Below are 21,631 nucleotides of genomic sequence, written 5' to 3'. Positions count from 1 at the left end.
TATGGGCGACAGCGCGTGCTACCGCGAGGTGTGTCCGCGCTGCGACGCGTCGGTGACGATCGTCGACGACGAGTGTCCGGAGTGCGGGCGTCCGTTGGCCGAACGGTAACGGACAGGAAAGCAGTAAATCGGCGCTCACGCTGTCGGAGCCCTCGGGAGGGCGAGGGCGGCTTATTCGGTGCGGTCGATGTCGATCTGCTCGCGGATCGCGGACAGTTCCTCGGAGTCGGCCAGCGACTCGACCTGCGTCCGGAAGTGCCGTTCGCAGAGTCCGACCTTGATCCCGTCTTTCTCCGCGGCGTAGGCGGCGTCCCGGTCGCAGTAGTGGCACTTCATACCCCCACTTGGCTCCCCGTGGGGTTTAACTCTACGCTCGCGGCTATCTCCACCGAGAATTGGCGTCAGACACCCGGCAGACGGGCGGCGAACGACTCGAATTCGGCCGACGGCGGTCCGGCGACCCCGAGCGTCCTGTCGTGCGCGTCGGAGCCGCCGGTCGAGAGCAGGTCCGCGTCGGCGGCGACGTCGTCTAAGAGTTCTCGTTCCTCTTTCTGGGCGCTGGACCCGCTGTAGGGATAGAATCGCTCGACTGCGTCCAGTTCTCGGGCGCGTTCGAGCGCCGACTCGGGATCGGGATACCGGAACGGATGCGCCAGCGCGACGACAGCGCAGGACTCCCGAAGCACCTCGGCACCGACGGAAAAGGAGGGAACGTACCGCTCGACGTAACAGGGACGGCCGTTGCCGATCAGTTCCTCGAAGGCCGCGTCGAAGTCGTAGGGCGCGTCGCTCGCCTCGATGGCGCGGGCGATGTTCGGCCGACCGATCCCCTCGCGGAGTTCGATGTCGAGGTCGACACCGAGTCGGTCCTCGACGCGGGCGACGATCTCCGCCCCCCGCTGTTTTCGGTTGCGCTGGATCCGGGACGTCACCGATTCGATTCGGTCGGTCACCGCGAGGCCGTATCCCAGGAGGTCGAGGCGCTGCTCCCCGGCGTCGACGCGGAGTTCGATCCCGCGAATCACGGTCACGCCGCCGATCGGCTGGACAGGTGCGTCCAGTTTCGGGTGGACGCGGTTGTGATCCGTCACGGCGACGACGTCGACGTCGCCGGCGCGTGCGGCGTCGGCGAGTTCTGAGACCTCCAGGATGCCGTCGGAGGCGGTCGTGTGAACGTGGAGGTCCGCCACCGGCGGACGTTCGGGGGCGGGATCACCGCTTCGCTCGCTTCTCACGTCTCTCGATGCGCGTCTGCGGAGTAAGTCACTTGCGCCACAGCGCGTCTGCCGTGGCACGGCAAACCAGTGTTAGTGAGATAAATTACCGATTAAGGAAGTATAACGTAGTACAAGGAATATCCGGTCTATAAAGACCATAACAGAAAACCATTAAGAACCTTCGGCGATCAGAGACGGATGCAATGCGCTTGAACCGCACCGGCGATCTCATCGACGCTCACGAGTTCCCGGCAACGACCGAGGACCTCATCGAGGCGTACGGCGACCAGACCATCGAACTCCCCAACGGGACCGCCCGCCTCGGAGACGTACTCGCCCGTGCGGGTTCAGAGACGTACGCGAGCGCCGACGACGCGCACTCGGCGCTCCTGTGCGGCCTCGGCCACGAGGCCATCGGCCGACGGTACTACAGCGACCGCGACGCCTACGCGACGGGCGAAGACGGCCCGCAACAGGTCTCCTTCTGAGAGGCGCGACGCGGTGTCGCGGTTTTTTCGCACGTAACGAGCGGAAGCGATCCGTCCGCGGCGCAAGGGTGACGTTCAGATCGGCAGATCCAGCGGGACGCTTCCTTTCGTGTACCCCTCGACGCGACCGGACGGCCTGAGTCGAAAGACCACGGCGGGCCGGTGGTGGACTTCGGGTTGTTCGGCGAGCACCGACTGCCACTCGTCGTCGGGGAACGACGAGCAGTCGACGAAGAGGACGACGCCGCCGCCGTGTTCTTCGAGTTGACCCTCGGACTTCGTCGACGCGGTGTCGCGGACGGCCGCGACCGGCGTGCCAGCCCGGCGATCGCCCGTCGGCGTCGGTCGCGTCACCTCGACGAGCACCGCGTCGCCGCCGCTGCCCGCCCGATAGTCGATGGCGTGGCCGGTCGAGACTTCGATCTCCGGTTCGATGTCGTAGCCCGCCTCGACGAGCAGGTGCCCGACGTTGAACTCGCCCATCGCCGCCGTCATCCGGGTGTGATCGAGGTACTCCGAGGTGCCGAGTTTGCCGGCCATCACCTCCCGCCACTCGTCGAGGACGCGCGTCCGGAGGAACAACTCGTAGAACTCCAGGGCCTCCTCGCGGGTCGCGTCCGGGAACCCCGCGGCGTGGTCGTCGAAGAACTCCCGCGTCGTCTCGCGTCCGTCCTTCGAGAGAAAGACGGGAAGGAAGAACCACGAGAGGTGCGGGTACGGTTCGAGCCACGGGCTCTCCTCGTGCAACTGGGCGGTGAGCTCTCGCGTGGCCCACGTGGAGACGTCGTCCGGGACGGCCTCGAAACTGTACTTCTCGGTCCGCCAGAGCGCCTCGGGCGTCTCGGTGTTGCCGAGCCAGTAGGCCTCGTCGTCGTTCCACAGGAACAGCGCAACGTCGCCGTTGTCCATCTCGAACCGCTCGCCGTCGTAGCGGTCGGGCTGTTTGAACCACGGACGGCGACGAGTCGCGCCGAGATTACGGTCTAAATCGCGGTAGATCTGACCCACCACCCGGTCTTCGGTCCAGCGGCCGGGGGCGTGTCGAAAGCGTAGTGGACGTGCCACACGCGCCAGTAGCGCGCCCACCCGTTTATACTGTCGCCTGTGGGGCCGTTTTTACCTCTCGTTCCAGCGCGCCCGTCTGTCGTCCCTCGAAACGGCGATACATATATGTGGGTTGCATTCACACGGTATGTCGTACCATGTCGATGGGCGCATACGACGACGACGAACACGAGCGTCGTGAGCGGAAGAACGGTGCGGTCGATACGGACTTCTCGGACGACCGAACGGTGTATCGAGGGTCCGTAGAGTACGACGACGGCGACTCGACGGAGGCGCTCCTCGACCAGTTCAAACAGCTCCAGGGCGAGTAGCGACGGCGGTGCTCCGGTCTCGACGCGGGAGAGCCGAGGCTCAGTTAGCCACCGGATCGACCTCTCGAACCCGCAACGTCGCCATCGCCGCGAGCGAGACCACCGTCACCGCGACGATGTGTCCTCCGACGGCGACGAGAAGCACCGGGCGGTCGAGCAGGAAGGGAATCATCGCGAGCTGCGTCAGGCCGAATCCGACGTTGAGCGCGTCGAGACGGCGGAGACGGCGGGCCGTCTCGGGATCGAACGCGTACCGCCACGAGCGCCACAGGGCCACGACCGCGGCCCACCACGAGGTCCCGATGCGGTAACAAAGGTCCCAGAGGATCAACAGCGTGAGATAGACCACCGGGATTGCCGGATCGGGGCCGAACAGCCACTCCAGGAGCGGCGGGTCCGCCGACCGCGGGTCGAAGACGAACAGGTGCGTCACGAGCGCGACGAACGCGAGGATCCCGAGCACGACTTCGATGCTCGAACCGAACAGGAGTCGGCGGTAGGGTTCGGGGAGATCGAGGCGACGCGTCCGCCGGCCGAACTGTCGCATCACTCCGCTGCCGGCGGCCGCGACGGCGACGGCCACGGACCCCGGGAGGACGGCCTCCCAGAGGTCGTAGAACCACGCCAGCAGTAAGACGCCGGTCTCGAAGAGCGCCAACTGGATGGCGATCGCCTGCCAATCAGTGAGGTCGACTCCGGGAATCGCGCCGACGATGCTCTCGTAGACCCAGGTGTCGCCGTACAGTTCGTTGGGCCTGTCGGACGCGGGACGTGACCCGCTCATCAGCGATCGAGACTCCCGGTTCCCGTGAGACGGACGTTTCTCGCGGTGTCGGCGCTGTCCCCGTCATCGGTCGAGGCTGCGCCACCGCCGCGGGCTGTCGGGTTGCGCGCATCGCCGCCGTCGACGGGACCGCCGCGCGCATCGCCGACTCCCCCGCCACCGCCGTCGGTCGCCACGTCGTCGCTCCGGGCCTGTGAGACGGCCTCGTCGAAGGGTGTCAGATCGACCTCGACCAGCGACTCGATGCGGTGATCGCGCACGACGACGGGGTTCTTCAGCCCCTCGATCAGGGGCCGGGCGACCGACGCGGGGATGTCGGTGACGAGGCCGATCCACAGCGAGGAGAGCTTCGGCGAGAGGATCGGTACCGGGACGATCCGCGGTGCGCGGCCGCGGTGTTCGCCGACCCGAACGAGTATCTCGCGGTACGTCAGCACGTCCGGACCGCCGATCTCGTAGGTTTCGCCCGCCGTCTCGGGCACGTCGAGGACGCCGACGAGATACTCGACCGCGTCGTCGACGAAGATGGGCTGACACTTCGTCTCGACCCATCTCGGCGTCACCATCACCGGGAGCCGCGAGGACAGCTGTTCGATCATCTCGAAACTCGCCGAGCCGTCGCCGATCAGGATGGCGGCCCGGAGAGTCGTGAGGGCGTATTCGCCCTCGCCCAGGATCCGCTCGACCTCCCGACGAGACCGGAGGTGTTCGGAGAGCCGATCTCGGTCCTCGCCGAGACCGCCGAGGTAGACCACGCGGTCGACCTCGTGTTCAGAGGCCGCTCGCGCGAAGTTCTCCGCCGCTCGCCTGTCGCGCTCCTCGAAATCTGATCCGGCCCGCATCGAGTGGACGAGATAGTAGGCCGCGTCGACGTCGAGCGCGTCGTCGAAACTTCCCGGGTCGAGGAGGTCGCCCTCGACGACGCGGACCCCGTCGGGGGCGTCGTACCGGGACGCGTCGCGGACCAGCGCCGTCACGTCGTGACCCGCAGCGAGCAGCGCGGGCACGAGACGGCCCCCGACGAACCCCGTCGCGCCCGTCACGAGAACGTTCATACTGTGACGTGGGTCCCCATCCGGTTAACCGTTCTCGCCGCGGTCGACCGTCAACGTGGATTCGTCCCCAGGGCCGTGGATCAGTCACCGTCCCCGACGGCGTCCCAACCGGGCGTCTCCGGCGCGCCGCGGGCGACCTCGACCGCGTCCCCGCTCGGCACGTCGAACGCGACGGTGCCGATCACGCCGTCTTCCGGCCCGTCCTCGGCCACGGGCTCGTCTGCGAACTCGGCTGGAACTCCGCCTCTCTCCTCGGCCACGGTCTCCCACTCGTCGATCGCCCGGCCCACCCACGAGTCGGCGTCGAGCACGTCCGCCGTCGCCGCGGCCGCCCGATCGTCGTCGATTTCGAGCGTTCCCGGCCGCGACCCGGCGGCCACGCCGACGAACGCGGCCCGATCCGTCTCTCGCAGAGCCCCGTCGCGTATCCGGTCGACGACGCCCGCGAGTTCGTCGGGGTCGGGGTAGCCGAACAGTTTCGCGCCGAGCGCCTGCGGGCCGAGCAGGGGCCCCTCGTACTCGCCGGGATCGTCGTCGAGGAGCCGATCGGTACCGTACTCGGCCTCGACGCGCTCGCACTCGGTCTCGACGCCGAGATCGAGGTTGTAACTCGGGTACGCCGCGCACTCCGCCGGGTAGGTGTCGGCCTCGTGAATCCGACACTGGAGCGTCTCCGGATCGAGGAAGGCGCAGGTCCGCAGCCACCGCCGATCCCTGCCGAACGGCGCGACCGGCTTCGGCGCTTTCCGCAGGCCGACGAAGAAGACCGGGCGGCCGGCGACGGCGGCGATCCGGATTCCGTCGACGACGACGCCGGGCGTCTCCTCGTCGACCCGCCAGAGCCGCGGCGTCAGCGCGTCGCCCAGACCGCGCTCGACGAACCGCGCCACCTCGTCGCGCGTCAGCGGCACGAGGTTGTACGCGTCGTCGAGCGGCTCGCCGGGACCGCGGCGCTCGTGGTCCGACGGCGTCGATGCGAGCGGCCGCCAGTCGATACAACAGCCCGCACAGCCCTCGCAGTTCAGCTTCATTGCGTTGCTTCGGAATCGGTCTCCTCCGGGTCCCTGTCCCGCACGACGAGTACCGGGGCGACGGCGCCCTCGGCGACCCGCTCGGTGTCTTCCCCGAGGAGCGCCGCGAGCAGCGACTCGCGCCCCTCGCCCATCACGATGATGTCGGCCGCGGCCGACCGGTCGACGATGTCGATGATCGGCGTGGTCGTGGTCGTCACCTCGCGGTCGAGCTGGCCGTCGGGGATTCCCCGTTCGCGGATCCGGTCGGCCGCTCGCTCGACCGCGCCCTCCGGATCGAAGTCCGATCCGTCGGACGCGAGCCCCCACAGCGTCACCCGTTCGCGATCCTCGACGACGAGCGTCGCGACGAGGTCCGCGAGTCGGTCGTCGTCGATGGCACCCCGAATCGGCACGAGCACTGTCTCGACCTCGCCCGTGGGGTTCGGCAGCAGGATCGCCGTCGCGCCGACCTCGCTCGCGACGCGGTCGATCGTCTGCTCGCGGTCGTGGGTGAACACAACGCGCGTGTCGGGGTTGCGGCCGGCGTCGACGAACGCGGCCGCGATGTCGTCGACGGCCGCCTGGGCGCGTTCTTCGAACTGCAGGCTCGCCTGTTCGGTCGGGGTCTGTTCCGGGAGGACGTGGTAGCCGAGGACGACGACCTCCGCGGGCGCGAGAAACTCCACGAGCGTCTCGGGGATCGTTTGTCCCTCCAGGATCTCGATCGGAACGAGGATCACCGGCGGCTCGCGGATCGCCAGTCCGCCGTCGGTGATGCATCGGCCACCGTCGTCCGCGAAGCCGTTCGGGTACATCTTCAGAGCACCCCCTTGAGTCGAACGTCGGCGGCGTAGTACTTGTACCATCCGGCGGCGGCGAGCATGATCGCGACGCCGATGATCTGCGAGGTGGGTTGCATGAACAGGATCAGCCCGGCGCTCGCGACCGCGCCGAGGCCCGCGACCAGCGGGTACGCCGGCACCCGGAACGCCGGGTCGTACCACTCCGGTTCGTCCCTGCGCATCGCGAAGAGCGAGACGCACATCAGGCCGTACATCACGAGGTGGAGGAAGGACGCGACCTCAGCGAGGACCTCGACCTCGCCGAACGCCACCAGCACGAGGACCGGACCGCCGGCCATCGCCAAGGCGACGTGCGGCGTCCCGTAGCGGAGGTTCATCCGAGCCGCGAAGCGCGGCAGGATGGCGTCTTTGCTCACCGCGAAGACGGCCCGAGAGGTCGAGAGGATCGACGCGTTCGCGCTGGAGACCGTCGCCAGCAGCCCCGCGACGAGGATCGCGATCGCGCCGGCGGTCCCGACGAAGTTGCGGGCGACCTCGACGATGGCCGTCTCGCCGAAGGACGCGAGCGCCGCGCTCCCGAAGGCGCTCGTGGCGACGAAGATCGTCACGACGTAGAGCACGCCTACGATCACCACCGAGGCGACCATCGCCAGCGGGAGGTTCCGTCCCGGCCGCTTGATGTCGCCGGCGACGGTCGCGACCTGCGCGAAGCCGAGATACGACGTGAACACGAGCGCCGCCGTCGTGAACACGGGAATCGGCCCGAACGGCGCGAACGTCTCCGGGGCGCTCGCGCGACCGAACACTCCGAGGGCGTCGAGGCCGCCGTAGCTCAGGAAGAACACGAGGATCGTCAGGAGCAAGCCGACGACGTAGTTCTGCAACGCGGCGGCGTTCTCGGTCCCGAAGAGGTTCAGCGCGGTCAGGAACGCGCCGAACAGGAGGCCGAGCGGCACCACGATCGGGACGTCGCCGACGGCGACGCCCGCTTCCGCCAGCACCGCGGCGGCGTAGTTGCCGAACCCGACGAGGTAGAAGGCCGTCGCGAACACCAGGCCAAGCCAGATGCTGATCCCGACGATCGCGCCGGGCAACGCGCCGAGCGCCCGCGAGATGAAGTAGTACCCCCCGCCGGATTTCGGCATCGCCGTCGCCAACTCCGAGGCGGGCAGCGCGACCAACAGCGCGATGACCGCGCCGATGCCGAACGACGCCGCGGCGGCAGGACCCGCCCGGCCGGCGGCCAGCCCCGGGAAGACGAAGATCCCCGCGCCGATCATCGTCCCGACGCCGATGGAGATCCCGCCGGACAGCCCGATGGTCCGTTCGAGTTCCGACCCGGCTTCGGTCGTCGTGGTCTCGTCGTCCGCGTCGGGCAGCGAGACGGTCTGCGGCGACTCGCCCGCCCGATTGCTGGTCGCGGATGCCTCCCGTTCGGAAGTGGTCATTCGACCGTCAGTTCGTCGGGTTGGCCATAGAAGCTATTGATATGTCGGAAATTGAATGATTCTCGCAGGTGGTTTCACGCTCCACCACGTCGCTCCGGTATGACGAGTGAGCCCTGCGACGGTTGCGGTCGGTCCGTGCGAATCGCCGGCGGCATCGGCGACTTCTGGTCGTTCGAGGCCGAATCGAGCGGCGGGATGACGCTCGAACTCGACGACGGCGGAGAGTTCTTCCTGTGTCACGACTGCATCGCACGACTCCCGGACGACCGCGTGGTGACGAGCGAGGACATCAACTCGCTGTGACCATTCATACTGTGGCCGACCGTCCGGACCACCTGCCGTGACCGATCGTCCGAGCGTCGCTTTATGCCACCCGTTCGTCCGGCTGGACGCTCCTTGCGGTCGACCTTCTGATGAGGGATCGAGTGACGGCACGGCATCGCGACGACCAAACAGAAATAGCTAAGAACCGGTGACTGATGGACGAAACAAGCAGATGCAACGAGAACCGGGCGAGATCCGCGTTCTCTACGTCGGTGCAGACCGGGACGACGCCGCAGCGACCGCGGCAGCGTTCGAACGCGAGGATACGGCGCTCGACGTCGACTCGGTCGCGACGGCCGGCGATGTCCGTTCGGCGCTCGAAACGACGCCGTACGACTGCGCCGTCGCGACCTACGACCTCGGATCGACGAACGGGGTCGAGTTACTCCGAACGGTCAAAGCCGCGCACCCCGACCTTCCGTTCGTTCTCTACCCGGCGACGGGGTCGGAGGCGATCGCCAGCGACGCGATCGGTGCCGGCGTCGACGACTACGTCGTGCGATCGAGGGCCGACGGCGGACACGCGACGCTCGTCGGTCGGCTCCGATCGGTCGTCGAGCGTGGTACCGCCGAGGACGATGCCCCCGCAGACGCCGTGGACGACGCTCGCGCTGACAACGAGAGCGACGCTCCCACAGATGCCGTGGACGAGGTCCTCGGAGACGACGAGACCCGGCGACTCCGGACCTTCCGCAAAGCGATCGAGTCGTCCGGACACTCGATCTACTGCACCACGTCCGACGGCACGATCACCTACGTGAACTCGGCGTTCGAGTCGACGACCGGCTACGCGGCCGAGGAAGCGATCGGACAGACGCCGCGGATTCTGAAGTCCGGCGAGCACGGCCCGGCGTTCTACGCGAACCTGTGGGAGACGATCCTCTCGGGGGAAACCTGGCGGAGCGAACTCACGAACAGGACCCAAGGCGGCGAACACTACGTCGTCGATCAGACGATCGCACCCGTGGAAGACGAGGACGGGCGGATCCATCGCTTCGTCGCAGTCAACGCCGACATAACGGACCGAAAGCAGCGTGAGCGTCAACTCCGGAGCCTGTACGAATCGATGACGGGGTGGCTGGACGCCGACTCCCGACGGGAAATTTGTTCGCTCGTCGACCGACAGCTGTCGGGGCTCCCGGGATTCGAGGCCCACGCGGTGTATCGGTACGACGAATCGACCGATCGGCTGGTCCGGAGCCCGGAGAGCGACGACCCGGAACCGGCTTCCTGCGCAGAAGAGAAAAGTTCCGGCGCGCGGTCGACCGTTCGGGACGTCTTCGAGACGAAACGGTCCCGTCGGTGCGATGCCGTCGACGAGGGTGACCTGGACGTGGACGGCGACGTCCGCAGCGGACTGTTCGTTCCCATCGGTGCCCACGGCGTTCTGTTCGTCGGATCACCGGAGCCCGACGCCTTCGACGCGACCGACGAGGCGATCATCAACGTCTTCACGGCCGCACTGGCCGAGGTCATCGATCGGGTCGACTACGAGCGCGAGTTGCAGGAGCGGAACGATCGGCTGGAGAACTTCGCGAGCGTCGTCTCACACGACCTCAGGAACCCGCTCTCGGTTGCGGACGGCTACCTCGAACTGGCACGAGAGACCGGTTCGCAGGCGCACCTCGACGAGGTCGAGTGCGCCCACGACCGGATGGCCCGGATCATCGACGACCTGCTGTGGCTCGCCCGGGAGGGGCGAACGATCGGCGAACTGCGGCCGACGTCGCTCCCCGACGTCGTCGAACGGGCGTGGGAACATACGGACGCGCCCGACGCGACGCTCCGCGTCGACTGCACGGCGGACATCGCGGCCGATCCGGACCGGCTCCAGCAACTGTTCGAGAACCTGTTCCGAAACGCCCGCGAGCACGCCGGCGACGGCGTCGCGGTCCGCGTCGGTCAGATCGGGGACGGCCCGGACTTCTTCGTCGAGGACGACGGTCCGGGCGTTCCGGAGGCAGAGCGCGACCGCGTGTTCGACGCGAGTTACACGACCGCCGAAGACGGCACGGGCTACGGGCTCTCGATCGTCGAGACCGTCACCGAGGCGCACGGCTGGAACCTACGGCTGACCGAGAGCGAGACCGGGGGCGCGAGATTCGAGATCCGGGGCGTCGCCCGCGCGGAGACCTCGTAGCCGGACTCGGCGTAGCCGCACTCGGGACGTCGTCGCCGGAGCGACGGCGTCGAGCCGCGCAGGAGCACGGGAGCGTCGCATAGCGGACGCCGGGGAAGTCGTCGAAAGAAAGACGCCGGGGGAGTCGTCGAAAGAAAGACGCGGCGGGATCGCTGGGCGTCACCGACGATCGGGCCGATACGGCCTCGCGAAGTCGAAAGAGAAGCGAAGACACGCGAGCGCATCTTCGAGACGTTGCGGTCGCCGACCACCGCGGTCGGGGGAGTGGTTCCCGGGAGTCGCGCTTAGATGACGCGGTTCTGGAGGTAGTCCAGGTGTTTCGCGTTGTAGACGATTTTGACCTCGTCGGCCGCCGGCGATCCGATGCAGGTCAGACGGACGTTCTTCTCGGAGACCTCCTCGTCGGAGAGGATCTGCTGCATGTCCATGTCGATTTCGCCCTCCTTGAGGATGGACGCACAGTTCGCACAGGCACCGGCGCGGCACGAGAAGGGCCAGTCGTAGCCCTGCGCCTCGGCGGCTTCGAGGATGTACTCGCCCTGATTGACTTCGAGGGAACCGTAGTCCTCGTCGTCCAGGCCGGCGTCAGCGGCCTTCTCGAAGAGGTCGTCGTCGTCCATGTCCCAGTCGTGGTCGTCCAGCACTTCGTAGTTGAGGTATTCTACGGTAGGCATCAGCAGGCGATTTGTATGCCATCCCATTAGACTTTGCTGTTCACTTCGCCTCCGTCACCGGATTGATAGCAAAAATCGTCCAGTTCGAACCCCAAAGGTGGACGGATCTGAAGCCTGCCGACGGTGAGCGGCAGTCTCAGAGCGGTGTCGTCGCGAAGAGGACGTACGAGGCGACGGCCGACAGCGTCGGGGTCAGGAGCCAAAAGAAGATGACCCGGCCGGTCGTCCCGGGGTCGAACAGATCGGTTCCGCCGAGTTCCTGCGTCGACTCCTCGCCCATCCGAGGGACCTCCTCGGCCGTTTCCGTGGTCAGGGCGTCGACCGACATCTCGGGCGTCTCGCCGCCGATGGCCTCGCCGATCGTGACCGTCCGGGTCGCGCGCCCCCAGCCGAGACCGACGATGCACATCGTCGCCGAGACGGCCAGACTCGCCGGAATACCGAGGTACGACAGCGTCGCGATCAGCGTCGCCGACACCGTCTCGACGACGAGCGCCGCCAGGATCGGCAGTTCCGTGAGGTCGTTGCCGACGGTGTCGAGCGTCCGGCGCGCGATCGTGAACGCGCCGAGGCCGATCGCGCCCGCGGCCAGGAGGATCCCGCCGTTCATCGACACCGCGCCGTTGCCGACCAGCGGCGCGACGGCGTTGGCGGCGTTCGACGCGCCCGCCGAGTACGCCATATAACACGCGATGACGACGACCAGCCCCACGCTCCCGAGCTCTCGCGGGGTCGTGTTGGGACCGAGTCTGGGCCGCGGAACAGCCCCGTCGCGGTCGAAAACGACGACGGGGCCGGGAGAGCGGTCGAGTTTCAGCGCCGCGTCGAGGTAGGGGTAGACGTACCGGCCGATGACCGCGCAGATCCAGAAGGCGATGACCGGCGCGACGATCCACCAGGAGATGATCTCGAGCATCACGGCCTCGTTCAACGTCCCCGAGGCGACGCCGAGACCGGCGATCGCGCCGACGGCCGTCATCGACGTCGACGCCGGCACGCCGAACGTGTTGGAGACGAGCAGCGCCAGGCCGACGAAGAAGAGGACGGCTACGCTCGCGGCGAGCGTGAATTCGCTCCGCGGGACGATCTGCCCGCCCATCGTCTCGATGACTTCCCGCCCGGCGGTCCACGCGCCGAGGAGGGCAAACGTCGTCATCAACCCCGCCGCGCCGACTTTCGAGACCAGGTCGCTTCCGACCGCGGGCCCGAAGGCGACGCCGGTCGAGGAGCCGCCGATGTTGAACCCGACGAAGACGGCCACGAGGACGCCGACGCCCAGGAGTGCTTCGACCACGCAGAGCGGTTCGGCGGACCGACAAAAAAGCGTCACTATCGGCGGTTCGGCACGCCCGACGCTGTTGGCTCGACTCGTTCCCCGTCGTCGCTTGGGCCCCCTTACGTCGCCGGCTGGGACTGGCTTACGCCGCCGTTTAGCCCCCGCTTTCGTCGTCGATTGGGACTGACTTACGCCGCCGCTCGGTCTCCGCTTACGTCGCCGACTCGATGGCCTGCTCTAAGTCCGCGATGATGTCGCCGACGTCCTCGATGCCGACCGACAGCCGGACCATATCCGGCGTTACGCCCGCCGCCTCCTGTTCCTCCTCGGTGAGCTGCTGGTGGGTCGTCGACGCGGGGTGGATCACGAGCGTCTTCGCGTCGCCGACGTTCGCGAGCAGCGAGGCGAGTTCGACGTTGTCGACGGTGTCGCGGGCGGCCGCGTAGCCGGCCTCCAGCCCGAAGGTGATCATTCCGCCGTAGCCGCCGTCGAGGTATTCCGAGGCCTCCTCGTGTGTCTCGTGGCTCTCCAGTCCGGGGTAGTTGACCCACGAGATGGCGTCGTGGTCTTCGAGGAACTCCGCGACGGCCTGGGCGTTCTCGCAGTGGCGCTCCATCCGCATCGGCAGCGACTCCAGTTTTTCGAGCGTGTTCCACGCGTCGAACGGCGATTGGGCGTTGCCGAGGTCGCGCAGACCGCGCGCGATGGCGGCGTAGGTGAACGCCGCGTCGCCGAAGCGCTCGGCGAAGTTGACGCCGTGGTAGGCGGGGTTCGAGGCCCCGATCTCGGGGTACTTCTCGGCGTTCTCGCTCCAGGGGAACGACCCGCCGTCGACGAGGATCCCACCGATGGTCGTGCCCGCGCCGTGGATCCACTTCGTCGTCGAGTCCCACACCAGGTCCGCGCCGTGTTCGAGCGGGCGGCAGAGATACGGCGTCGCGAACGTGTTGTCGACGAAGAGCGGCACGTCGTGCTCGTGAGCGATGTCGGCGATGCGCTCGATGTCGGGCGTGACGAGCGCCGGGTTGCCGATCGTTTCGAGGTGGACGTAGGCGGTGTCCTCGTCGATGGCCTCCTCGTAGGCCTCGTAATCGAGCGTGTCGACGAACTTCGTCGTGATGCCGCGGCGCTCGACGGTGTGGGTGAAGTACGTGTAGGTGCCGCCGTACAGCGACGCCGCCGTGACGATGTTGTCGCCGGCGGACGCCAGGAGGAACGTCGCGAGGTCGAGCGCGGCCATCCCCGAGGCGGTCGCGGCCGCGCCGATGCCTCCCTCCAGCGACGCGAGGCGCTCCTGCAGCGTCGCGACCGTCGGGTTCATCAGTCGGCTGTAGATGAACCCCTCCTTCTCCAGCGCGAACTGCCCCGCGGCGTCCTCGGCGTCCTCGAAGACGTAGGAGGTGGTCTGATAGATCGGCGGTGCGCGCGCTCCGGTGGCCGAATCCGGTTCCTGTCCTGCGTGGAGGCTCCGCGTCCCGAATCCGAGCGGTTTCTCGTCGTCTGCCATACCGAGCCCTTCTCGGAGGGGCGTCCTAACCGACGTGACCTGTGCAATTTCCGCCGGTACCTGCGACGAGACGGCGAGTCGGCGCGCGTGAACCGGCCCGGATCGGGGTCACGCCGTCGCGCGACCGCCGATCGACGCGCCGGTGAGAAGCAGGACGAGCGCGACGCCGCCGACGCCGAGCACGCTCCCCGTCGAGTTCGTTCCGACGGCGAGCAGGCCGAGCGCGGCGACGAGGACGACGCCGCCGACGGTGACCGCGAGCGACCGACCGCGGTCGACGACTAGGGCGAGCCCGGCGACGACGAAGCCGACGCCCGTGAGGCCCCCGGCGACGACGATGTGCACCACTGCACCGCGCGCGAGCAGATCGAGGCCGGACGCACCCGCGGTCGGGACGAAGAACCCGCCCCACGCGAGGACGACCCCCGCGACGGCGACGAGCAGGCCGACGATCCGAGCGAGGAACTCCGACGGAGACATACGCCCGAGAACGGCGCAGGGAGAAAAGTGTGTTCGGGTTTCGGGCGGTCACTGACTGAACAGCGAGGCGTGGACGGGCGCGAAGTCGGTCCCGGAGTCGGCGTCCGGTTCGTCGGTGTCGTGGACGGCGCGCCCCTCGACGCCGGCGTCGAGGAAGTCCCGCAGCGGCGGCCCGACCTTCTCCGGTTCGACGAGGAACGCGTCGTGGCCGTGGTCGGACTCGATGACGTGGTGGGCGACCGGGGCGTCGGTCTCGCGGAACGCGGCGGCGACCGTCTCGGACTGCTCGGTGGTGAAGTGCCAGTCGCCGGTGAAGGAGAGCAACAGCGCCTCGCCCTCGAAAGCCGCGACGGCGCGGGCGTCGTCCTCGTACCCCTCCGCGAGGTCGTAGTCGTCCATCGCGCGGGTGAGATAGAGGTAGGAGTTGGCGTCGAAGCGATCGACGAACTTCTCGGCCTGGTAGTCGAGGTAGGACTCGACGTCCCGGTACGGGAAGAAGGCCGCCGCCGGATCCGACGGGAACGAGTCGCGTCTGGCGTCGCGGCCGGCCGCCCGGCGGCCGAACTTCTGCTCCATCGACGACTTCGAGAGGTACATTATGTGTCCGATCTGCCGGGCGAGCGCGAGGCCGTCGGTCGGTCTCTCGTCCTGGTCGTAGTACTCGCCGCCGTTCCAGTTCGGGTCGGTGGTGATCGCTCGGCGCGCGACGGCGTCGAGCGCGAGACACTGGGCGTCGAGGCGAGCGGCGGCGGCCACGGAGACGACGTAGCGGACGTCGTCGGGGTAGCGCTTCGCCCAGTCGAGGGCGTTCATCCCGCCGACGCTCCCGCCGACGACGGCGTGCAGGCGCCCGACGCCCAGTTGATCGAGGAGCAGTCGCTGCGAGCGCGTCCAGTCGCCGAGGGTAACGGGCGGGAAGTCGGTGCCGTACACCTCGCCTTCGGGGTCTTCGGAGGCAGGGCCCGACGTGCCGTAGCACGACCCGGGAATGTTCGCGCAGACGACGTAGTACTCGTTGGTGTCGATCGCCTTCCCCGGCCCGACGATGTCGTTCCACCACGCGCGGGCCTGCCCGGTCGTCTCCGAGCCGTAGCCCGCGACGTTCTGACTCCCGGTGAGGGCGTGACAGACTAACACTGCGTTGCTACCGGACTGCGTCCGGTCGCTCGCGGAGCCGTGCTCCGCGCTGTCGCCGTCGAACTCGCCGTAGGTCTCGTAGGCGACTTCGAGGTTCTCGATCTCGTCGCCGGAGGCGAAGTCGAACCGGCCGAGGTCGACCGTGCCGCTTTCGGTTTTCATCGCTCGTCTGCCCCCCCTTCGTCGCCCGCCCCCGAAACGTCTCGGGTCGCGGCGCGGATCGCCCGGTCCAGGTCGGCGATCACGTCGTCGGCGTCTTCGATGCCGACAGAGAGCCGGAGCATCTCGGGGCTGAGCCCCGCGGCGCGCTGTTCTTCCGCCGACAACTGCGCGTGCGTCGTCGACGCCGGGTGGATCACGAGCGTCTTCGCGTCGCCGATGTTCGCGAGGAAGGAGGCGAGTTCGGTCTCCTCGCAGGTCCGCTTAGCCGCCTCGAAACCGGCGGCCAGCCCGAACGTGACCATCCCGCCGAACTCGCCGGCGTCGCCTCGTTCGTTCGCGTCGCTACGTTCGCCCACGTCGCCGCCGTCACTGCCGAGATATCGACGCGCGTTCTCGTGCGTCGGATGGTCCTCGAAGCCCGGATACGACACCCAGGCGACGTCCGCGTGGTCGCGGAGGAACCTCGCGACGTCGCGGGCGTTCTCGCAGTGACGGGCCATTCGGAGCGGTAGGGTTTCGAGCCCCTGGATCGTCTGCCAGGCGTCGAAGGGCGACTGCTGGTTGCCGAGCGTCCGCAGCGCGCGCTGGCGGACGACGTTGGCGAACGCGGCGTCGCCGTAGCGCTCGACGAAGTCGACGCCGAACGCCGGGTTCTCTCCGGAGAGCTCGTCGTAGTCGGCGTGCTCCCACGGGAACGTGCCGCCGTCGACGAGAACCCCGCCGATCGTCGTGCCCGACCCGTGAATCCACTTCGTGGTCGACTCCCAGACGATGTCCGCACCGTGTTCGAGCGGGCGGCAGAGATACGGCGTCGCGAACGTGTTGTCGACGACGAGCGGCGCGGCCTCGGCGTGGGCGACGTCGGCGAGGCGCTCGAAGTCGGGCGTCTTCAGCGACGGGTTGGCGATGGTCTCGACGTGGACGAAGGCGGTGTCCTCGTCGATCTCCTCTGCGTAGGCCTCGTAGTCGAGGGTGTCCACGACCCGGACCTCGACGCCGCGGCGCGTCGCCATCTTCGTGAGATACGTCGCCGTCCCGCCGTACATATCGGCGCTCGCGACGACGTTGTCGCCGGCGCTGGCGAGCACGCTCGTCGCCGAATCCAGCGCCGCCATCCCCGAGGCGGTCGCGACGGCGGCGACGCCGCCCTCCAACGCTGCGAGCCGATCCTCCAGGATCCGCGTCGTCGGGTTCGAGATCCGCGAGTAGACGTCGCCGTCGGCCTCCAACGCGTAGAGGTCCGCGGCGTGGTCGGCGTCCTCGAAGGCGTAGGAGGTGGTCTGATAGATCGGCGGCGCGCGTGCGCTCGTCGCCTCGTCCGGCTCCTGACCGGCGTGCAGACTCCGGGTGTGGAACCCATCGACCATACTATGTGTTATATGCATATTCATTCGAACGCTTATAACCAGCGGTTACGCCCCGAGCGCTTCGGCGCGACCGATACCCGCCTTCGAAAACAGCTATCCGCCTCCGAAACGGGTGACGCGTATGGACACCGAACGGGAGAAGATGCTGCGAGGAGAGTTGTACGATCCCACAGACCCCGAACTCGTCGCCGATCGGAAGGCGGCGCGGGCGCTCACGAGACGCCTCAACCGGACGACCGAGGCCGAGACGGACCGGCGATGGGAACTGCTCGCGGACCTCTTCGGCACGGTCGGCGAGGAGTGCTACCTCGAACTGCCGTTTCGCTGTGACTACGGGTACAACATCCACGTCGGCGACTCGTTTTTCGCGAATTTCGGCTGCGTCGTCCTGGACGTCTGCCGGGTGGAGATCGGACGGAACTGTATGCTCGGCCCCGGCGTTCACATCTACACCGCGACGCATCCGCTCGACGCGAGCGAACGGGTCGCCGGACTCGAATACGGCAAGCCGGTCACGATCGGTGACGACGTCTGGATCGGCGGGCGGGCGGTCCTCAACCCCGGCGTCACCGTCGGCGACGGCAGCGTGATCGGATCGGGCGCGGTCGTGACCGAGGACGTCCCGGCGAACGCGGTCGTCCAGGGGAACCCGGCGACGGTCGTGAAGGAACTGGACTCGGAGTCCTGACACTCGCCGAAATACGCTCGAAAATATGCTCGCGCCGCCCGAACGATGCCGGGCGGACCTGTCGATCGGGTCCGAGCCCTGTCGCCGGCAACGGGGTCGACGACGTCAGAAACGTCGAAACCTCCGCCCTCGCTCAGTCGTCGGCGGAGGCCGTCTCGGTCACGTCGAGTTCCTCCTCGGCGGCCGCGATGCCGGCGTCGACGTCGACGTCGACGCCCGCTTCGGCCATCGCCTCGCCGACCGTCCGGACGCCGCGACGGATGGCCGCGTCGGGGAGCCCCCCCATATTGCTCACGCGGAAGATGGTGCCGCCGAGATGGCCCTGCCCGCCGGAGATGCTGACGTTGCGCGCCGCGACGCCGTCGAAGAAGTCGTCGGCGTCGTCACCGGAGACCGCGTCGGGCAGCGACACCGACGTGACGGTGTTCGACAGTTCCGTCTCGCCCGTCGCGTCGGCGAAGAGGTCCAGTCCCATCGCGGTGAACCCGGCGCGGAACGCCGCGGCCTGCCGGCGGTGGCGGGCGATGCGCGTCGGCATCGTCTCCTCGACGATGTCCTCGACGGCGACCGCCATCGCGCGGAACAGCGGGACGGCACTGGTGAAGGGCGTCTGGTGGGACGCGGACTTTCGGAGGTGCCACTCCAGGTCCTCGTAGAACGGCGCGGCCTCGCCGTCCAAGTCGTCTTTGACTTCCTCGGTGACGTACATCGCGCTGATGCCCGGCGGGGCCGCCAGCGCTTTCTGGGAGTCCGTGACCGCGATATCGACGTTCCAGGAGTCGAGTTCGAAGGCGTCGCCGCCGATGGAGGTGACGCCGTCGACGACGAAGCGAGCGCCGTACTCGTCGGCGACCTCGCCGACGCCGGCGACGGGGTTCAAGAGCCCCGTGCTGGTCTCGTTGTGGACCATCGTCACCACGTCGGTCCCCTCGGTCACCACGGCGCGGACGTCTTCGAGGGGAATCGACTCGCCCCACGGGACCTCGACGCGCGTGACGTCGGCGTAGCGCTCGGCGATCCGCGCGAAGCGGCGGCCGAACTTCCCGTTGACGAGCGCGACGACGTGGCCGCCGTCCCCGACCAGGTTGGCCACGGCCGCCTCCATCCCCATCGAGGCGGTCCCGTTGAGAATCAGCGAGGTCCCGCCTCCCTCGGTCGCCGTCGAGGACCCGTCGAGCGTCGACTGCTCGAAGATGTAGTCGAGACCGTCCTGTGCACGCTCGTAGACCGCCTCGAACGCCGCGGATCGGTGCGAGACCATCGGCTCGTCCATCGCCGCCGACACCTCGTCGGTGATGGGCACCGGACCGGGGTTGAGGAGCAGGAAGTCCTCTTCCATACGCGGCGATTGCGGCGCTTGGGGATAAGCGGTACGGGTTGCCGTCGCCGCTGCTCGGGCGACGCACACGGGATTCGCGTCCGCGTTCGAAGACGTGGCGAGCGCGTCCGGATCGTTCGACGAAGCACCTAACACCGCGCCGGACGACCACCCGGTAGCATGATCGACGAGGCGTCGTCGGAGACGGACCAGCAGGGGCGCGAGGGGGAGGAGCCGGCGGAACTGTCGTACGCCGACCCGGACAATCCGTATCTCCGCGACCCCGACACCGACTTCGACCCGGTCGAGGAGCTGACCCGCGAAGAGGGCCGGGCCCAGGCCGAAGCGCTCAGAGCGGCGATCCGCGAGCACGACCACCGTTACTACGTGCTGGCGGCTCCCCTCGTCTCCGACCGCGCCTACGACGAACTGTTCGCGCGGCTGCAGGACCTCGAAGCCCACTTCGACCTCGACACCGGGACGAGTCCGACCCGACGGGTCGGCGGGGAGCCGCTCGACGAACTCGAGACGGTCGAGCACCGCGCGCCGATGCTCTCGATCGAGCAGTCGACCGATGCCGACGCGGTCCGGGCGTTCGACCGCCGCGTCCGCGAGGCCGTCGGCGACGTCGACTACGTCTGCGAGCCGAAGTTCGACGGGCTCTCCGTGGAAGTCGTCTACGAGGACGGCGAGTACGTCCGGGCGGCGACGCGCGGCGACGGCGAGCGCGGCGACGACGTGACCGAGCAGGTCCGGACGATCCGCTCGATTCCGCTGTCGCTCCGCGGCGACGTCCCCGACTCGCTGGCGGTTCGCGGCGAGGTGTTTATGCCGAAAGACGCGTTCCGCGAACACAACCGCGAGCGGGTCGAGCGCGACGAGGAGCCGTTCGCGAACCCCCGGAACGCTGCTGCCGGGACGCTCCGCCAACTCGACCCCTCGGTCGTCGCCGACCGGCCGCTGGACTGTTTCTTCTACGACGTCTTGGACGCGAGCGAGGTTCCCGAGAGCCAGTCGGCGACGCTCGACCGGCTCCGCGAGTGGGGGCTCCATACCAACGACCGCGTCGCGGTCGTCGACGCCATCGAAGAAGCGACCGAGTACCGCGACGCGCTGTTGGAGGCGCGCGAGGACCTGAACTACGAGATCGACGGCACCGTGATCAAGGTCGACGCCCGCGACGCCCGCGAGCGACTGGGGGCGACGAGCCGCGCCGTCCGGTGGGCGTTCGCCTACAAGTTCCCGCCCCGCGCTGAGGTGACGCGGGTGACGGACGTCGTCGTGCAGGTCGGGCGGACCGGTCGGCTCACCCCCGTCGCCCTGCTTGACCCGGTCGACGTCGGCGGCGTGACGGTCTCGCGGGCGTCGCTGCACAATCCCGACGAGATCGAACGGCTCGGCGTCGGCGTCGGCGACGAGGTGCGCGTTCGCCGCGCGGGCGACGTCATTCCCGAAGTCGCCGAGGTGATCGAGAAGCGCGCCGAGGGGACGTTCGACTTTCCGGAGACGTGCCCGGTTTGCGGCAGCCCCGTCGAGCGCGACGGCCCGCTGGCGTTCTGCACGGGCGGGCTCACCTGCGACGCCCAGCTCGTCCGGGCGATCGTTCATTACGGCAGCCGGACGGCGCTCGACATCGACGGCCTCGGCGAGGAGCGCGTCGAACAACTGGTCGACGGGGGCGTCCTGTCGTCGCTACCGGACCTCTACCGGCTCTCGGTCGGTGACCTGGCCGGCCTGGAGGGCTGGGGGGAGACGAGCGCGCGGAACCTGATCGACGCGGTCGACGCCACGCGGTCGCCGCCGCTGGCAGACTTCCTCGTCGCGCTCGGGATCCCCGAGGTCGGCGGCAGCACGGCCCGGAACCTCGCGCGGGAGTTCGGGGCTCTCGACGCGGTGATGGACGCCAGCGAAGCGGAGCTACAAGCCGTCGCGGACGTCGGTCCGACGGTCGCGCGGCACATTCACGAGTTCTTCGCCAACGAGCGGAACCGCGCGGTTGTCGAGGAACTCCGCGATGTCGGCGTCGCGCCGGAGCCGGTCGACACCGACGCCGGCGACGCGCTCGACGGGCTGACGTTCGTCTTCACCGGGTCGCTGTCGGTGACGCGGGGCGACGCACAGGAGCTGATCGAGCATCACGGAGCGACGGCGACCGGGAGCGTCTCGGGCAACACGGACTTCCTCGTCGTCGGCGAGAATCCGGGGCGGACGAAACGCGACGACGCCGATGCGCACGACGTCCCGACGCTCGACGAGGCGGCGTTCGCCGACCTGCTCGACGAGCACGGAATCGAGTACCCGCCCGAGGAGTAGCGGCCGCCAATCCGCGGCGGACGCCGTGTGCGACGCCGCAAACGAGTCTCGCGCACGAGCA

The 21,631-nt window shown here is 68.4% G+C and carries 21 protein-coding genes; 6 read left to right on the top strand and 15 right to left on the bottom strand.

The features are described 5' to 3' along the window. Positions 1 to 171: 171 nt before the first annotated feature. Both NO360_RS06330 and NO360_RS06325 read right to left on the bottom strand, forming a co-directional pair. Positions 172 to 336 (bottom strand): DUF6757 family protein, encoded by a 165-nt coding sequence (locus tag NO360_RS06330; protein ID WP_170216802.1) that lies wholly within the window; start codon positions 334 to 336, stop codon positions 172 to 174. Between the two features lie 65 nt (positions 337 to 401). Then, positions 402 to 1,235: a PHP domain-containing protein gene (locus NO360_RS06325; RefSeq protein WP_256306718.1), complete on the bottom strand. Its 834-nt coding sequence runs from the start codon at positions 1,233 to 1,235 to the stop codon at positions 402 to 404. Between the two features lie 185 nt (positions 1,236 to 1,420). Between NO360_RS06325 and NO360_RS06320 the strand changes: the two genes are divergently transcribed. Next, entirely contained in the window at positions 1,421 to 1,705 is a 285-nt protein-coding gene (locus NO360_RS06320) for a DUF5789 family protein (RefSeq protein ID WP_256306717.1), read from the top strand. 75 nt (positions 1,706 to 1,780) lie between these two features. On the opposite strand, the gene NO360_RS06315 is transcribed toward NO360_RS06320, so the two are convergent. Next, on the bottom strand, positions 1,781 to 2,770 hold the full coding sequence (locus NO360_RS06315) for a DUF5784 family protein (protein ID WP_256306716.1): 990 nt from the start codon (positions 2,768 to 2,770) through the stop codon (positions 1,781 to 1,783). Between the two features lie 137 nt (positions 2,771 to 2,907). On the opposite strand from NO360_RS06315, the gene NO360_RS06310 reads away from it, so the two are divergent. After that, on the top strand, positions 2,908 to 3,081 hold the full coding sequence (locus tag NO360_RS06310; protein ID WP_256306714.1) for a DUF5786 family protein: 174 nt from the start codon (positions 2,908 to 2,910) through the stop codon (positions 3,079 to 3,081). Between the two features lie 40 nt (positions 3,082 to 3,121). Here NO360_RS06310 and NO360_RS06305 read toward each other — a convergent pair whose 3' ends face one another. From NO360_RS06305 to NO360_RS06285, 5 genes are all read right to left on the bottom strand, one after another. Further along, a complete protein-coding gene (locus NO360_RS06305) occupies positions 3,122 to 3,865 on the bottom strand; it encodes a DUF7530 family protein (protein WP_256306712.1) in 744 nt (247 codons plus the stop codon). Further along, on the bottom strand, positions 3,865 to 4,920 hold the full coding sequence (locus NO360_RS06300) for an NAD(P)H-binding protein (RefSeq protein ID WP_256306711.1): 1,056 nt from the start codon (positions 4,918 to 4,920) through the stop codon (positions 3,865 to 3,867). Before NO360_RS06300 ends, NO360_RS06305 begins: the two co-directional genes overlap by 1 nt. An 80-nt stretch (positions 4,921 to 5,000) precedes the next feature. Beyond that, positions 5,001 to 5,951, bottom strand: coding sequence for a YkgJ family cysteine cluster protein (locus NO360_RS06295; protein ID WP_256306710.1), 951 nt, complete (start codon positions 5,949 to 5,951; stop codon positions 5,001 to 5,003). Next, entirely contained in the window at positions 5,948 to 6,748 is an 801-nt protein-coding gene (locus tag NO360_RS06290; protein ID WP_256306709.1) for a universal stress protein, read from the bottom strand. Before NO360_RS06290 ends, NO360_RS06295 begins: the two co-directional genes overlap by 4 nt. A gap of 2 nt (positions 6,749 to 6,750) precedes the next feature. Continuing rightward, positions 6,751 to 8,184, bottom strand: a complete 1,434-nt coding sequence (locus tag NO360_RS06285; RefSeq protein WP_256306708.1) for an APC family permease — start codon at positions 8,182 to 8,184, stop codon at positions 6,751 to 6,753. A gap of 99 nt (positions 8,185 to 8,283) precedes the next feature. Here NO360_RS06285 and NO360_RS06280 point away from each other — a divergent pair, with 99 nt between their 5' ends. Further along, on the top strand, positions 8,284 to 8,487 hold the full coding sequence (locus tag NO360_RS06280) for a DUF7561 family protein (RefSeq protein WP_256306707.1): 204 nt from the start codon (positions 8,284 to 8,286) through the stop codon (positions 8,485 to 8,487). Positions 8,488 to 8,680: 193 nt separating this feature from the next. Further along, positions 8,681 to 10,648, top strand: a complete 1,968-nt coding sequence (locus NO360_RS06275) for a PAS domain S-box protein (protein WP_256306706.1) — start codon at positions 8,681 to 8,683, stop codon at positions 10,646 to 10,648. A 284-nt stretch (positions 10,649 to 10,932) separates the two neighbouring features. Here NO360_RS06275 and fer read toward each other — a convergent pair whose 3' ends face one another. The 6 genes from fer to NO360_RS06245 form a co-directional block, all read right to left on the bottom strand. Next, positions 10,933 to 11,322 (bottom strand): ferredoxin Fer, encoded by a 390-nt coding sequence (gene fer / locus NO360_RS06270; RefSeq protein WP_256306705.1) that lies wholly within the window; start codon positions 11,320 to 11,322, stop codon positions 10,933 to 10,935. Positions 11,323 to 11,458: 136 nt separating this feature from the next. Then, positions 11,459 to 12,616, bottom strand: coding sequence for an inorganic phosphate transporter (locus NO360_RS06265; protein WP_256306704.1), 1,158 nt, complete (start codon positions 12,614 to 12,616; stop codon positions 11,459 to 11,461). 193 nt (positions 12,617 to 12,809) lie between these two features. Continuing rightward, positions 12,810 to 14,105, bottom strand: coding sequence for an O-acetylhomoserine aminocarboxypropyltransferase/cysteine synthase family protein (locus NO360_RS06260; protein ID WP_256306703.1), 1,296 nt, complete (start codon positions 14,103 to 14,105; stop codon positions 12,810 to 12,812). 108 nt (positions 14,106 to 14,213) lie between these two features. Then, a complete protein-coding gene (locus NO360_RS06255) occupies positions 14,214 to 14,585 on the bottom strand; it encodes a hypothetical protein (protein WP_256306701.1) in 372 nt (123 codons plus the stop codon). Positions 14,586 to 14,633: 48 nt separating this feature from the next. Then, entirely contained in the window at positions 14,634 to 15,884 is a 1,251-nt protein-coding gene (metX, locus tag NO360_RS06250) for a homoserine O-acetyltransferase MetX (protein WP_256306700.1), read from the bottom strand. Further along, on the bottom strand, positions 15,881 to 17,251 hold the full coding sequence (locus NO360_RS06245) for an O-acetylhomoserine aminocarboxypropyltransferase/cysteine synthase family protein (protein WP_256306699.1): 1,371 nt from the start codon (positions 17,249 to 17,251) through the stop codon (positions 15,881 to 15,883). The genes metX and NO360_RS06245 overlap by 4 nt, the downstream gene beginning before the upstream one ends. A gap of 121 nt (positions 17,252 to 17,372) precedes the next feature. On the opposite strand from NO360_RS06245, the gene NO360_RS06240 reads away from it, so the two are divergent. After that, on the top strand, positions 17,373 to 17,939 hold the full coding sequence (locus NO360_RS06240) for a sugar O-acetyltransferase (RefSeq protein ID WP_256306698.1): 567 nt from the start codon (positions 17,373 to 17,375) through the stop codon (positions 17,937 to 17,939). 133 nt (positions 17,940 to 18,072) lie between these two features. Here NO360_RS06240 and NO360_RS06235 read toward each other — a convergent pair whose 3' ends face one another. After that, the gene (locus tag NO360_RS06235; RefSeq protein WP_256306697.1) at positions 18,073 to 19,278 is read right to left on the bottom strand and encodes a pyridoxal-phosphate-dependent aminotransferase family protein; all 1,206 of its coding nucleotides are present in this window, start codon (positions 19,276 to 19,278) and stop codon (positions 18,073 to 18,075) included. 222 nt (positions 19,279 to 19,500) lie between these two features. On the opposite strand from NO360_RS06235, the gene ligA reads away from it, so the two are divergent. After that, positions 19,501 to 21,570, top strand: a complete 2,070-nt coding sequence (ligA, locus tag NO360_RS06230) for an NAD-dependent DNA ligase LigA (RefSeq protein ID WP_256307117.1) — start codon at positions 19,501 to 19,503, stop codon at positions 21,568 to 21,570. Positions 21,571 to 21,631 lie beyond the last annotated feature (61 nt).

The organism is Halobellus litoreus (assembly GCF_024464595.1).
Classification (GTDB): domain Archaea; phylum Halobacteriota; class Halobacteria; order Halobacteriales; family Haloferacaceae; genus Haloquadratum; species Haloquadratum litoreum.
The sequence above is the reverse complement of the archived record's forward strand: the minus strand, read 5'-3'. Positions and strand labels throughout refer to the sequence as shown.